Consider the following 13,897-nt stretch of genomic DNA (forward strand, 5'->3'; position numbering starts at 1 on the left):
TTAACCTCCAGCGACAGGTGGAATGAAGGCAATGATATCACCATTGCTAACCTTAGTCTGCCAACTGGTAATCTGATGATTGACAGCAACCGCCAATTCATCTTGTGTTAAATTAAAATCGTATTTATCTAATAAATAAGAATAAATCTCATTAAGATAATAATGCGAGGTTGTTAAAATTTCTTCATCTATACCTGCCTGTTCGGCAAGACTGGCAAAATATAATACAGTAACAGTTAAGTTATTTGACATAATCAGATTTCCCCCCAGTTTTATTTAATAGACAAACATCGGTAATGATAATGTCTTGGCTCATTGCTTTGGTCATGTCATAGATGGTCAGACAAGCTACTGATACTGCTGTTAAGGCTTCCATTTCTACACCAGTTTTGTGAGTCACCTTGACAGCTGCTGTCACAACGATGGCACATTTTGCATCATTATAGTCAAAGCTTAGCTTAACACTATCAAGCGGTAGCTGATGGCATAAAGGGATTAAATCGCTCGTTTTCTTAGCACCCATAATACCTGCAATGTGAGCTGTTTGGGTAATTGACCCTTTTTTTGTCATGCCATCAGTGTTTTTGATGGCTAAATAGATGTTTGAAGGAAAAATTACCTGAGCGCTTGCGGTAGCACTGCGCTGGGTTGCTATTTTGGTTGAAACATCAACCATGCTAATATCACCATTGGCGTCTAGATGAGTTAGGGTGCGGTGATCTAAATCAGTCATAAAAATTTTCCAAAGCTAAGGCAAATTCACTGGGTGTGTTAAAGTTAGTCAAAGAGTGTAAATCATCATTAAGATCAAAAGTTTGGCGGTCAACAAGGTCTAAAAATTGCATGACTGAGCGACCACCCTGAGCCAGAAAATCAAGTAATATTGGTAGAATGCTGGTGTGGTAAACCCCTAATAAGGGACAGTCTTTTTTTGCGTATAGATAGCCAACTTGAGCACTGGTAAACTTTAATATATCAGCAATTTTATCAATCGCTAGCAAATGATCGCAGCTAACAGTCAAAACATAGCCTTCGCTTTCTACCGCCTGTAAGCCAGCAGCGATGCCGGATAAAGGACCTGCACCTTTACCTGAATCATTGCAAGGCAAATAATCTTTAAGTGGCGTAATGAGTGGATCATGCACACAATTTTTACCATTATCCGCCAAAAAAATGGGTAGATTTAATTTTTTGGCACAAGCGATATGAAAATCAAGCACCGTACTTTTGTTAGGCAGGGCAAGCTGTGCTTTGGGTTGTCCCATTCGAGTTGACTCTCCCCCTGCTAAAATTAAGACAGCGCATAAATTCATGGCTTAATTCCGATCTTAAGCGTCATATTATAGTTACCATTAAACCGAGAATCCAAATCTGCCACTATCAGCCATGCGATGGATTTTGACGCATTAAATGTGGTACAAAGTTACAAGGACGAGTTCGGTTGTCCAGCTGCTGTTTGATAATACCCTCCCAGCCTGTTCGACATGCTCCTGTTGATCCTGGTAAGCAAAAAATTACTGTGTTGTTTGCCATGCCTGCCACTGCTCTAGATTGTAGGGTTGACATTCCGATTTCGCCATGAGATAAGTATCTAAACATTTCCCCAAAGCCTTGCACTTCTTTATCAAATAGCACGCCGACTGCTTCTGGCATGTTATCACGATGATAAAAACCTGTACCCCCTGTGGTAATAACGGCATGAATGCGTTCATCAGCGATCCATGCACTAATCACTGCACGGATTTGATAAATATCATCTTTGGTCAGCTTGCGGTCAACCAATACATGACCTGCCTCCACTAGGCTATCTACCAAGAATTTTCCTGAAGTATCTTCGTCCAGTGTGCGCGTATCAGATACCGTTAGTACAGCGATGTTTAAGGGAGTAAATGGTTTATCGGATTTTTTGGCTTGTGGTTGATGATTGGGGTCATTACATAAGTTACACATAAGATGTCCTGTGGGTTAATTAAAGTATCAAATCAAAGTTAAGGTCTTAGGATTTTATTAAAAATTTTCTGTTTCCAGCTGCTCTCAAGGCAATCAATGTTCAGCCACTGATTGGCAGTAGCGGCATCGATTTTGCTTTTTTGATTCACTAATTGCCAAAGAGTGTGCAAAGTGGCGTATTCAAAAGGGCGTTCGATAAGGTAGACGGGTAAGTCAGGCTTAATGACGCCTGTTTTGACCACTTGATAATACCACCCAGCAATGCCTTGATGACTAACAAAAGAAGATATGTTTGGAGTATTTAGTCGATCATTGATCTTATAACAAGGACGGCGAGGCTGCACGACCCGAAGCTGTACGCAATCATCTGCATCACCGAATTGATAGATATCGCCAATGCATACCGAGCGTTCGTTCATCGGTATCTTATCGGTAATGACAGTTAAATTTTCTCCGAGTGAGCCAACAGGGACGTTCAAACCAAACGCCTGATTGATGACATCATAGGTAGTGATTGGCATTTGATGCACTGCTTTGAGTGGTCCGCCGTGAAATTTATGCTCAGCTTGTTCGTCTGCGTCTAGACCCAGTAAATCAACTTTCATGCTGCCATCAATGGGAATTTTATTAATAGCACTCACGCCACGCACAAACGGCTCAATTTTACCTGTACGTACGGTGGTCAGAGTGCCAATAAACTTAGGTAGAGTATCCATTTTCTGCCTCCTTGTGTATCGATGATTTCAGCAATCAGTGAAATCACTCATCATAACACATCAACCGCCTACCAAGGATAAATTATGCATCATGCCGCTGTCGGCAGAGTGCAGGTGATGATGCTCGGGTTTGATAGGCATTAAGGCTTGCAAAGCTTGAATGAGCCCCTGAGTGTCACCTTGGGTCAGATAAGGACGAATGTCGTAATTTTGGCGATCAAACAAGCAAAGATGCACTTGACCTTGACTGCTAACACGCAGGCGATTGCAATGATCACAAAATTTGGGTGAATAAGGTTCAATCAGACCAATTTTGCCGACATAATCAGGATGGCTGTATTCAGTTGCAGGTCCACCATCCGTTGCGCGCATTTGAGCTCTCCAACCGTGCTCGATTAGATGGGTTTTGATATGCTGACTGCTGGTATGTTCGGCAAAAAACAGTTGGCTATTATCCGATGTTTGCATAAATTCAATAAAACGGTAAGTAACAGGACGATCTTTGACAAAGTCCAGTGCTGCCATAAGATTATCATAAGCGGTATGTGCCATCAAAATGCCGTTGAGCTTTAAGGTGATGCTGGTTGAGTGTAAGAGTTTATCAATATCACGCAGTAGGTCAGGCAAGCCATCATAGCCTGTTATTTTATGAAATGTTGTCGGATTAAAACTATCAATACTTAGATTTAATTTATCCAAGCCTGCATCATGCCAAGCGGATAGATGTTTACCTAATTTATAGCCATTGGAGCTGATACACGCGGTCTTGATGCCCTCTGTATTTTTGATAAGTCTGATCAAATCAGGTAAATCATGGCGTATGGATGGCTCGCCCCCTGTTAGGCGAACTTTGGTGGTGCCAAGAGCAGCAAATCCTGCCAATAAAGTGGTAATTTCTTGTTGTGTCAGCTCGTTATTAGGGCGTTTGCCTTGATAGCCATTAGGCAGACAATAATTACAACGAAAATTACAAAAATCAGTGATGGAAAGTCTAAGATAGGTTAGTTTACGCTGAAAGTTATCAGTCAATTTTTCTGTTGAGTTGGATGTTGCTAGGGTAAACTCATTGCCATAAAATACCGTGTCAAAACAATCCGTCGCTTGGTGGGCTGGCTGCGCCGGTTGGAATAATAAAGAGTTTTTCATGACAATAACTTATGGGCGTTGCCTCGGTGATGAATGTAGTACAACTATAACAAAAAATACCCAAGCGACCTATAGCCACATGGTTAAAATTTTTTGACATCTTCTACTACTTTGGATGTATGTGTCACTACAATGCTTGATTATTTCGCTTATCACTGATAATGACCAACCGCCCAAACGGCAATTTCAACGCGCGTACGCAGGCCAATTTTACCAAGAATGTGTTTGACATGAACTTTAACTGTGGATTCAGCAATACCAAGCTTGTTACCAATCATCTTATTACTCATCCCTTGAGCAATCATTTTGGCAACTTGGATCTCGCGCTCTGTCAGCTCGTGACTGCTGTCAGTTTGAACAGGTTTGCGCATCGCTTGTGCTAAAATCGGTGCAAGACTTGGACTGATGACTAATTCACCGCGCAAAATCTTACGTATATCAGTAATGATTTGCTCTGGCTCCATATCCTTGAGTAGATAGCCATCAACGCCCAAATGAAGCGCATCTTGAACATCTTTGCTATTGTCTGATACAGTAAATAATAAAACTTTGGTTTGAATACCTAACTCCCGTATTTTTTTGAGCGTTTCAATGCCATTTAAGACAGGCATGGTGTGATCTAAAATCACAAGATCTACTATTTCTTGATTTAGAATATCCAAAGCTTCCATGCCATGGTTGGCTTCAGCAATGACTTGAACATCCTTTTCTAGACTTAATAAATCTGCCAAACCACGACGCAACATCGGATGATCATCGACAAGAAGAAGGCGTGCAGGATTGGCTGCGGTAAAAATCTTTAAAACTATTGTTATTCCTAGTTTTCATAAAATTTAGGTAAAAACCAAATACGCACCAAAGTGCCCTTCGGGGTATTTTGACTGATATCAAACTCGCCACCCAAACTGTGCGTGCGCTCTTGCATAATTTTTAATCCGTGATGCTGTTGTCCATCAATATGCTTTGGTAAACCCACGCCGTCATCACCGATTTCCAAATAAATACGCTGCTCAGTGTCTAAATGTGTTTTTTGATAAAGGCTGACAGTTACCTCTTTGGCGTATGCATGGCGCTGAATATTGGATAATGCTTCACGAATAATTTGTAATAAGTCAATTTGCTCATTGGCGCTTAGATTTTGGCTCAAAATCCGATTATCCAGTGTAATATTAAAACCGCCTTTCGCAGAAAATTCATCACAAGCTTGTTCGATGGCATTATCAAAACTGCCCGATTCTATTTTTAAGCGAAAGGTCACTAGTAACTCGCGCAGCTGAATGTAGGCAGCATCAAGCCCTGAACGCGCTTGCCCTAAAACTTGAAGCATGGCTTCATTATGATCCATGAGCGTATCATTTTGGTTTTGTTGAGCTGCGTCAGAAAGTTGACGGGCATGTGTACCCAGCATAGAAAGCTGAATTTTTAGGTATGATAATGACTGTGCCAATGAGTCATGTAATTCGCGGGCAATGGTGTTCCGCTCTTCTAAAAGTATTAATTGATGCTCTTGTTGACGTTGCTTTTGGATGGTAAATACTAGGCTTACTAGACTTGCCAATGCTTGTACAAGCTCTTTGGTAACTGTGGCGTCATCTTCTTCAGACTGCTGATGAACCATCAGCTCGCCCCAGTAGCTGTTTTGGGCGCTGATGGGATAAATCTTTGTGGTGGGTCTGGCTTTGAGAGTGCATTGCTCGCAATTGCCCGTAGAACAAATTTTACTCGACAAAAGATCGGTTTTGCCTGTTTGCAATTCTTCAACAGAGTGACTGTGAATACTAATGCTGTCTTTAGATGACACAAGCGTAGTGTCATTTTTCAAGAGAGGTCCTGAAGTGCTAGATTCATTTAATTTTAGGTGATCATGCAAGCATAATGTAAACCCAAAACTTGGATTTATCTTTGAAAAATTCTCAAGTAAATGATGTAGCTTAGATAGTGTAACAGGCTCTTGATTGAGCTGATTGGAAAAATCATACAATAGTTTAAGCAATTGGTTGGCTTGGGTAAGATGGCGAGTTTTGTTTAATACTTCTTGATTGAGTTTGGCTTGATGTTCGCTAATGGTATCCGCCATATCATTAAATGATTTGCTAAGCGTTTGAAACTCTTGATAGCCAGTTACCAGCGCAGGCACATGATGACCGCGTCGAAAATGCTGCGTGCTGTCTATGAGAGAGTGAATGGGTCTTAGTACATTGCGTCTAAGCTCGTACATACCTAATAATAGGGTTAATAAGATGATACCAAGCGCAGACATTTGTAATACTTGTTGCCAGTGCTGACGAGTTTCACTGCGAACCTGAATTTTTTTGGTTAGCTCATTAACTTCTTTAATATATTTACCAGACGCCACTAATACTGCAGCATTATCATTATTAACTAAAGCAGGCTTTAGCATTTTTAGCCAATGGTGTTGAATTGTTTCAGTTTGGCTATCTATCTCGGTGTCCTTATTGCCAGGCATATTCTGATATGCATACAGCACATTCAAACGTGCTTGCATATCATCAATCAATTGCTGATTGATCGATAAGGTTGGATCAAGTTTTAAATGATCATCAATTGGTAAAGTGGTATTGGTTGTTAATAAATAATTAATGCGATAAGTTGCCATCCGAATTGATCCGACAGAATTGAGTGCTTGAGCATCAGATTTTGATACCCAGGCTAAGACTGCTGAAGTGCTGGCTGTGACTGTCGCAAAAAATACAATAACGCCAACTGCCAGCCAAGCACGCACTGAAAGCGATCTTGGCAAAAAGCCACTAAGTCGGTTATTTAACATACATACCCCCAAAAAGCCAAGATCTGCTGTTTGAGTAAAAAATGATTGATTGTAATCAGGTGCTTAAAAACAAGTTCTTGAAAAATCAAGCAATTATACGCTAATCCTTATGAAGAACGACTACTTCTTAAGTAGTAGAAATCTATATTTTAGACACAAGAGCATTAATTTATGATTGATTTAAATCAACTAATTCAAAAAAATTTCAATTTATTATAGCTTGTGTACTTTTCTAAAGCTGATTTATTTGGAGAGATTTTGAGATCCAAATAAAAGCTGTTTTTAGCATCTTGTAAAAAGAGCCTATCATGACAACAAAATCTACCATTGTACTCATCTCATCGACCATTGCATTTACGGTATGTTTTATGATTTGGATGATGTTTGCTGTTTTGGGTATCCCTATTCAGCAAGCACTTGACTTAAATGAAACCCAATTTGGATTACTTGCCGCCACGCCTGTTTTGACAGGTTCGCTAGTTCGTTTACCGCTGGGTATCATGACGGATAAATATGGCGGACGCATTGTATTTTTTGTCTTAATGTTAGCGACCGTATTGCCGATCTTTTTAATGGGGTATGCTGATCAATATTGGCAATTTTTATTATTGGGCTTGTTTGTTGGTTTGGCAGGTGGATCCTTTTCGGTGGGTATCGCCTATGTAGCCAAGTGGTTTGAGGCAGACAAGCAGGGCTTTGCCATGGGTGTATTTGGCGCAGGTAATGCAGGTTCAGCGATTACTAAGATGATCGGTCCTGCCATTATCGCTGTAGGGGCGTCCACAGCAGCCAGTGCTGCAGAAGGCTGGCGTTTTTTACCTAAAGTTTATGCAGGTATTATGCTGATTACAGCCATAGGTTTTTGGTTTTTTAGCTATGATAATAAAACGCATCGTACTGCCAGTAATGCTACTCTTGCCAGTCAACTGGCTGTTTTAAAGGATAAGAATGTTTGGCGTTATAGCCAATACTATTCGATCGTTTTTGGCGGCTATGTGGCACTGGCGCTTTGGATGACCAAGTATTATGTCGGCGAATATGGTTTTAGCCTACAAACAGCAGCATTTTTGGCAGCGTGTTTTAGTTTGCCTGGTGGGGTATTGCGTGCACTGGGTGGGTGGCTGTCAGATAAGTATTCGGCACACACAGTCACTTGGTGGGTACTTTGGTCATCGTTTTTGCTGCTATTTGCCTTATCCTATCCTCAAACATTCTTGACCATTCAGACAGTCGATGGAGAAAAAAGCTTTTATATTGGCTTAAATGCCACCGTCTTTACTGTACTGATTTTCTTATTAGGTATTGCCTTTGCAATTGGTAAGGCATCAGTATTTAAATATTTGTCTGATGAATACAAGGATAATATGGGTGCAGTATCAGGTGTTGTTGGCTTGGCAGGGGGTCTTGGCGGCTTTATTCTACCGATTATGTTTGGTGCTGCTGTAGATATCACAGGCATTCGTTCATCGGCGTTTATGATTATGTTTGGTGTGGTGTGGGTGAGTTTGATTTGGATTTATTTATCAGAGGTCAAGCCAAAAATGGAGCAAGACCATCAGCCAAAAACCTTAAAATTATAACCAATATCTTGGAGACCTAAATGAATAATCAACTTAAAGGTGGTCGTCGCATCGATGACTGGCGCCCTGAAGATGAAACATTTTGGCAAAATGGCGGCAGCCGTGTCGCTACTCGAAATCTTTTTATCTCAATTCCTGCATTATTGCTTGCCTTTTCGGTCTGGGTTATCTGGAGCGTGATTGTAGTTCGTATGCCTGAAGTTGGCTTTCAATTTGACAAAGCGCAGCTGTCATGGCTTTTGGCACTACCTGCCTTATCTGGGGCAACCATGCGTTTATTTTATGCATTTTTAGTGCCTGTTTTCGGTGGTCGCCGCTGGACGACACTGTCAACCGCATCTTTGCTTATACCTACAATTTGGCTGGGGTTGGCTATACAAAACCCTGAAAATTCTTTCACCACATTTGCAATCATCGCGCTACTATGCGGTTTCGGCGGTGCCAATTTTTCATCCAGTATGTCTAATATCTCATTTTTTTACCCTAAGTCTAAACAAGGTATGGCTCTAGGCTTAAACGCAGGTTTGGGGAATTTGGGTGTATCTGTACTGCAGTTTGTTGTGCCTGTGGTTATTGGGTTTTCTTTATTTGGCGCATTGGCAGGAGATGGTCAGGTTACTGAATCTGGCAAAGTTTTATATTTGCAAAACGCCGCTTTTGTTTGGGTCATTCCAATCGTTATTATGACCGTACTTGCATGGTTTGGCATGAATGATTTAAGTAATGCCAAAGCGTCGTTCAAAGAACAGTCGATCATTTTTCGAAGACAGCATAATTGGATCATGTGTATTCTTTACTTAGCAACTTTTGGGTCTTTTATCGGCTTTAGTGCAGCGTTTCCTATGGTCATTAAGCAGTCATTCCCTGAGATTGATCCTCTAAAAGTTGCCTTTCTAGGTCCTTTAGTTGGCGCTCTATTTCGCCCTGCAGGGGGTTGGTTATCTGATAAAATTGGCGGTGCGCGCGTCACATTCTGGAATTACATTATTATGACAATTGCTGTCATCGCAGTTATGTTTTTCCTTAAAAATGGTAATTTTACAGGCTATTTTGCTGGGTTTATGTTGCTATTTATCACTACGGGGATTGGTAATGGTTCAACCTTTCGTATGATTCCTGTGATCTTTCGAACCATGCATGAGCGTTTACATTCCTCCGATGCTATCATACAAGCGCGCAAAGAATCTGCGGCAGTTGTGGGTTTTTCGGCAGGATTTGCGGCATATGGTGGGTTTTTTATCCCAAAAATGTTCGGCTCAGGTCTAGGGGTAAATGGTACCTTCCTTGTACTCATTGCATTTTATATTATATGTATCGCTTTGACATGGTGGTATTATTCACGCAGAAATGCCCCATATCCTTGTTAAAGTCAAACAAAAAACGGCTTATTAATAAAAGCCGTTTTTTATTATTTCTTCATATTAAATTATTATAGCGCGATAGATTTTTGACAAATAGGGCAGGAGGGGTTTTTGGCAAACTTCATTTTTTGAAAATTGGCACGAGTACCTTGCCATACCATCAGCGTATCTTTTAAGGTATTTTGATCTTTACCGAGAAAATGTAAGGCGATGTCAGCACCGAGTGCACCGATCACCGCCACCGTGCTTGCCAACACACCAGAAGTTGCACAGTTTTGGGCTGCGCTCATCGGAGTACCAAATAAACATGCATAGCAGCCTGTTTTTTTTGGCTCAAAAAGTGCAACTTGCCCAGTTTCGCCAATGGCGGACAATGAAAGTAGAGCGGTATCGGTTATGATCGAATGGCGGTTAAGGGTTTGACGAATATCGAAATTATCACTGCAATCAATCCACAAGTCTGATTCAATAGATATTAAGTTTTCTTTTATAGTATCATCATTGAGTGCAATATTATGACTATGGACTGTAGCCCAAGAGTTTTGTTCTATCAGTGCTTGTTTAGCTATTTGTGCTTTTGGTAAACCAATATCTGCTTGAGTGTACAACAGCTGTCTTTGTAAATTACTGTCATCTATGGTATCAAAATCAAATAAATGCACTTCACCCACACCCGCTCTCACTAAAATCGGCGCAACCATACAACCTAGACCGCCCATCCCAATTAGTGAAACAGACGACTGTTTAATTTTAAGTTGTGATTCAATATCCCATCCGTCTAATAAAATTTGACGACTATAACGCATCAGCTCGGCATCGCATAATTCGGTTTTGGGGTGGGATTTGGTATCGGTATTCGTCATAAAGTATATCAATTTATCAAAAAATACAGTTTGCCCAGATTGTCATGTTAGGTCAATACAACTTTTGGGTAAATATAACCTTTTTCTCTTATCTAATTTTAAACTTAGATAAAAATTTAGTTATATTAGAAGTATAAAAATTTTTTAATTATACTTGGGATTGTCATAGTTAAGGTTTTAAATACCACTCCATTTCATAAAGCATCTGGAGAGATTTAAGTTATTAATGGTCTGAACAGATGTAACACTGAAAAATAAAGATAATTTTCATAATTTGATTTATATCTTAAAATATCTTAAGTAAATATTACTCAGTAGATTTTAGCATTTTTACCCACTATTACAATCTTTACAAAGCTTAACATTGTAATATGCGCCTTGGTCATATAAAATGAATTGGTAAGTATTTATACTCACTTAAATAAATTTATAAAAAAATCAAAGGATATGGCGTGACTATCATTCAGGAATCCTTGCAGCTGCTGACCACTCGCTCTGCGTTTTTTATGCGACTTTTTGCTGAGCATTTGATGATCTGTGGCGTCGCGGCAGGCTTTGCGATCGTGATTGGGGTTGGGCTTGGTGTGCTGATCACCGAAAATAGGAAGCTGGCACCGTTTGTCATCCAGACGAGCAACATCATTTATACCATTCCAAGCATCTCTTTGTTCGGCTTGCTGATTTTGGTGAGTGGTATTGGTAATGTCTCGGCGATCATTGCGCTGGTGATTTATGCGCTATTACCGATGGTCAATGGCACGCACACGGGGCTTAAGCAGATTGATGTGGGACTGATAGAAGCTGCTGAAGCTTTTGGGATGACGCGTTGGCAGATTTTGCGCCGTATCAAGCTGCCGCTTGCGTTGCCAATTATTTTATCATCCATTCGTACGATGCTTGTGATGACCATTGCGCTGGCGGGTATTGCATCTTTTATTGGCGCAGGCGGGCTTGGGGTGGCGATCTATCGCGGCATCACGACGAATAGCACTGCCATGACAGTGGTTGGTAGTATTTTGATCATGCTCATTGCCTTTTTGGCTGACTTTGTGCTAGCGCGTTTTGAAAAATCAATCAAATGGAGAAAATCTTATGCTTAAAAAATCCGCTTTGCTGCTGATGAGTGTTTTATTGGTCGCTTGCCAAAGCCAAGATGATAAAATTCGTATCGCTACCAAGCCCATGACCGAACAATTCATCATCGCTGAGATGCTCGCCATACTCATTGAGCAAGAAACCGGCTCAAAGGTCGAAATCACCAAAGGTATCGGCGGAGGTACGGCAAATATTCATCCTGCCATGGTCAAAGGCGAGTTCGATTTATATCCAGAATATACAGGCACCGCGTGGTTGTATGTCCTAAAAAATGAACCGATCGCTGATCAAGCTGTACTGTTAGAAGAGCTCAAAAAAAGCTATCAAAAGGAATACGACTTTCGCTGGGTGGGGATGTACGGCTTTAATAACACCTTTGGCTTGGCGGTGCGCTCAGACTACGCCAATGATCATCAGATCGCCACCTTTAGTCAGCTTGCGCCTTATAGCCCAAATCTGACTTTTGGCGCTGAGTATGATTTTTTTGAGCGTGATGATGGCTACAAGGCTTTGAGTGATGCTTATGGTTATCAATTTAAGAGCACCAAAGACCTAGATATCAGCCTAAAATATCAAGCGCTGAATAATGGTCAAATTGATGTTGTGAGCATCTCAACCACTGATGGCGCCTTAGCCAATCCAAACCTAAAAGTACTGACAGATGACCAAGGATTTTATACCCATTATCATGCAGGCACAGTCGTCAGACAAGAAGCGCTACAAAAGCACCCAAAGCTTGAATCGGCACTGATGAAAATCGATGGGCTGATTTCAGAACAAGATATGGCGCGCATGAACGACTTGGTAGAAAATCAAGGTCAGAACGAAAAGAAAGTGGCGGAAGATTTTTTGCGTGAAAAATCTTTATTGGCATCTTAATTGGTTGATCATTAACCACATCATTGCTAATGCGCCATGACCTTATTGGCGGCTCATCATTTTTTGGGTGATGAGCTATTTTAATCTAAGATTAAACTGTAAGTAGTCATCGTAAGCAGCCATCTAAGTGATGGCATGTATTATCCAAGTTATGGTAAGTCAGGCCATATCCGCTAACAGGCTTAAGGCTAACGAAATAAAAAGGGGCGAATAAATTTAGCCGCCGCCCCTTTACAAAGCACGTTTTATTTGATTAAATAGGGACATGTTTCAATATACAGAACTTTTGTACAGTATATTGAATAACCATGACATTCATTGCATTGATAAGGAGATATCATGAGTCGCCCACCTTTTGATTGGCAAGATGCCTTGTTATTAGATTCTCAGCTCACCGAAGAAGAGCGTATGATTTATGACACTGCTAAGAGCTTTTGTCAAAAACAGCTGATGCCAAACATCATCGAAGCCAACCGCCATGAAAACTTTGATACCAATATTATGAGACAGATGGGCGAACTTGGATTGCTGGGCATGACGCTTGAAGGCTATGGCTGTGCGGGGCTTTCGCATGTCGCCTATGGCTTGGTAGCGCGAGCGGTGGAGTCGGTGGACTCTGGCTATCGTTCGGCGATGAGTGTGCAGTCAAGCTTGGTAATGTACCCGATTTATGCCTATGGCACCGAAGCCCAAAAACAAAAATACCTACCCAAGCTTGCGACAGGCGAGTACATTGGCTGCTTTGGCTTGACCGAACCTGATGCAGGCTCTGACCCTGCCAGTATGAAAACACGCGCCAAAAAAGTCGAGGGTGGCTATGAGCTACATGGCTCTAAGATGTGGATTACCAACTCACCGGTTGCGGATGTATTCGTGGTGTGGGCAAAAGATGACGAAGGTCAGATTCGTGGATTTGTCCTTGAAAAGGGGATGAAAGGCTTATCTGCCCCAAAAATCGAAGGCAAATTTTCCCTGCGGGCATCGATCACAGGGGAGATCGTCATGGATCGCGTGTTCGTTCCAGAAGAAAACGCGTTTCCCGACATTCGCGGGCTCAAAGGACCCTTTGGCTGCCTAAATAAAGCTCGCTATGGCATCGCTTGGGGCGCGATGGGTGCGGCAGAATTTTGTTGGCAGGCGGCGCGCACTTATACGCTTGATCGCAAGCAGTTTGGTCGTCCTTTAGCCGCCACTCAGCTGATGCAGCTCAAGCTTGCTGATATGCAAACTGAGATTACCTTAGGCTTACAAGCTGCCCTACAAGTGGGTCGTTTGATGGACGAGGGCAAGGCAGCGCCTGAAATGATTTCTTTGATTAAGCGTAATAACTGCGGTAAGGCGCTGAACATCGCCCGTGTGGCGCGCGATATGCATGGCGGCAATGGCATCAGCGATGAGTTCCATGTGATTCGCCACGCCATGAATTTGGAGGCGGTGAACACCTACGAAGGCACGCACGATGTCCATGCACTGATTTTGGGTCGTGCGATCACAGGTATCCAAGCCTTTGCCTGATTAA

General features: G+C 41.6%; 14 protein-coding genes. 5 read left to right on the plus strand and 9 right to left on the minus strand.

Annotated features, from left to right (window positions below):
- The 8 genes from U0021_RS09265 to U0021_RS09300 all read right to left on the minus strand — a co-directional run bounded on the left by U0021_RS09265 (position 1) and on the right by U0021_RS09300 (position 6,600).
- The gene (locus U0021_RS09265) at positions 1–252 is read right to left on the minus strand and encodes a MoaD/ThiS family protein (RefSeq protein WP_114800013.1); all 252 of its coding nucleotides are present in this window, start codon (positions 250–252) and stop codon (positions 1–3) included.
- Entirely contained in the window at positions 242–733 is a 492-nt protein-coding gene (gene moaC, locus U0021_RS09270; protein ID WP_114800014.1) for a cyclic pyranopterin monophosphate synthase MoaC, read from the minus strand. Before moaC ends, U0021_RS09265 begins: the two co-directional genes overlap by 11 nt.
- On the minus strand, positions 726–1,313 hold the full coding sequence (mobA, locus tag U0021_RS09275) for a molybdenum cofactor guanylyltransferase (RefSeq protein ID WP_114800015.1): 588 nt from the start codon (positions 1,311–1,313) through the stop codon (positions 726–728). Before mobA ends, moaC begins: the two co-directional genes overlap by 8 nt.
- 67 nt (positions 1,314–1,380) lie before the next feature.
- Positions 1,381–1,950 (minus strand): molybdenum cofactor biosynthesis protein B, encoded by a 570-nt coding sequence (gene moaB / locus U0021_RS09280; protein ID WP_114800016.1) that lies wholly within the window; start codon positions 1,948–1,950, stop codon positions 1,381–1,383.
- Positions 1,951–1,988: 38 nt separating this feature from the next.
- Positions 1,989–2,666 carry an MOSC domain-containing protein gene (locus tag U0021_RS09285; RefSeq protein ID WP_114800017.1) on the minus strand — a complete coding sequence of 226 codons (678 nt, stop codon included), beginning with the start codon at positions 2,664–2,666 and terminating at the stop codon, positions 1,989–1,991.
- Between the two features lie 60 nt (positions 2,667–2,726).
- Positions 2,727–3,812 (minus strand): GTP 3',8-cyclase MoaA, encoded by a 1,086-nt coding sequence (moaA, locus tag U0021_RS09290; RefSeq protein ID WP_114800018.1) that lies wholly within the window; start codon positions 3,810–3,812, stop codon positions 2,727–2,729.
- A gap of 152 nt (positions 3,813–3,964) precedes the next feature.
- Positions 3,965–4,621: a two-component system response regulator NarL gene (narL, locus tag U0021_RS09295; protein WP_114800019.1), complete on the minus strand. Its 657-nt coding sequence runs from the start codon at positions 4,619–4,621 to the stop codon at positions 3,965–3,967.
- Between the two features lie 8 nt (positions 4,622–4,629).
- Positions 4,630–6,600 (minus strand): type IV pili methyl-accepting chemotaxis transducer N-terminal domain-containing protein, encoded by a 1,971-nt coding sequence (locus U0021_RS09300; RefSeq protein WP_114800020.1) that lies wholly within the window; start codon positions 6,598–6,600, stop codon positions 4,630–4,632.
- Between the two features lie 368 nt (positions 6,601–6,968).
- Here U0021_RS09300 and U0021_RS09305 point away from each other — a divergent pair, with 368 nt between their 5' ends.
- Together U0021_RS09305 and U0021_RS09310 are read left to right on the plus strand one after the other, a co-directional pair.
- Complete coding sequence (locus tag U0021_RS09305; protein ID WP_327037565.1) at positions 6,969–8,180, plus strand: MFS transporter; 1,212 nt, start codon at positions 6,969–6,971, stop codon at positions 8,178–8,180.
- A gap of 20 nt (positions 8,181–8,200) precedes the next feature.
- Complete coding sequence (locus tag U0021_RS09310) at positions 8,201–9,547, plus strand: NarK family nitrate/nitrite MFS transporter (RefSeq protein WP_114800022.1); 1,347 nt, start codon at positions 8,201–8,203, stop codon at positions 9,545–9,547.
- 62 nt (positions 9,548–9,609) lie between these two features.
- On the opposite strand, the gene U0021_RS09315 is transcribed toward U0021_RS09310, so the two are convergent.
- Complete coding sequence (locus U0021_RS09315; protein WP_114800023.1) at positions 9,610–10,404, minus strand: HesA/MoeB/ThiF family protein; 795 nt, start codon at positions 10,402–10,404, stop codon at positions 9,610–9,612.
- Positions 10,405–10,856: 452 nt separating this feature from the next.
- Here U0021_RS09315 and U0021_RS09320 point away from each other — a divergent pair, with 452 nt between their 5' ends.
- The 3 genes from U0021_RS09320 to U0021_RS09330 all read left to right on the plus strand — a co-directional run bounded on the left by U0021_RS09320 (position 10,857) and on the right by U0021_RS09330 (position 13,893).
- A complete protein-coding gene (locus U0021_RS09320; RefSeq protein ID WP_205276494.1) occupies positions 10,857–11,504 on the plus strand; it encodes an ABC transporter permease in 648 nt (215 codons plus the stop codon).
- Complete coding sequence (locus U0021_RS09325; RefSeq protein WP_205276495.1) at positions 11,497–12,378, plus strand: glycine betaine ABC transporter substrate-binding protein; 882 nt, start codon at positions 11,497–11,499, stop codon at positions 12,376–12,378. Before U0021_RS09320 ends, U0021_RS09325 begins: the two co-directional genes overlap by 8 nt.
- 339 nt (positions 12,379–12,717) lie before the next feature.
- On the plus strand, positions 12,718–13,893 hold the full coding sequence (locus tag U0021_RS09330) for an acyl-CoA dehydrogenase (RefSeq protein WP_114800024.1): 1,176 nt from the start codon (positions 12,718–12,720) through the stop codon (positions 13,891–13,893).
- The last annotated feature ends 4 nt before the right edge of the window (positions 13,894–13,897 follow it).

The organism is Moraxella canis, assembly GCF_034424565.1.
GTDB lineage: Bacteria > Pseudomonadota > Gammaproteobacteria > Pseudomonadales > Moraxellaceae > Moraxella > Moraxella canis.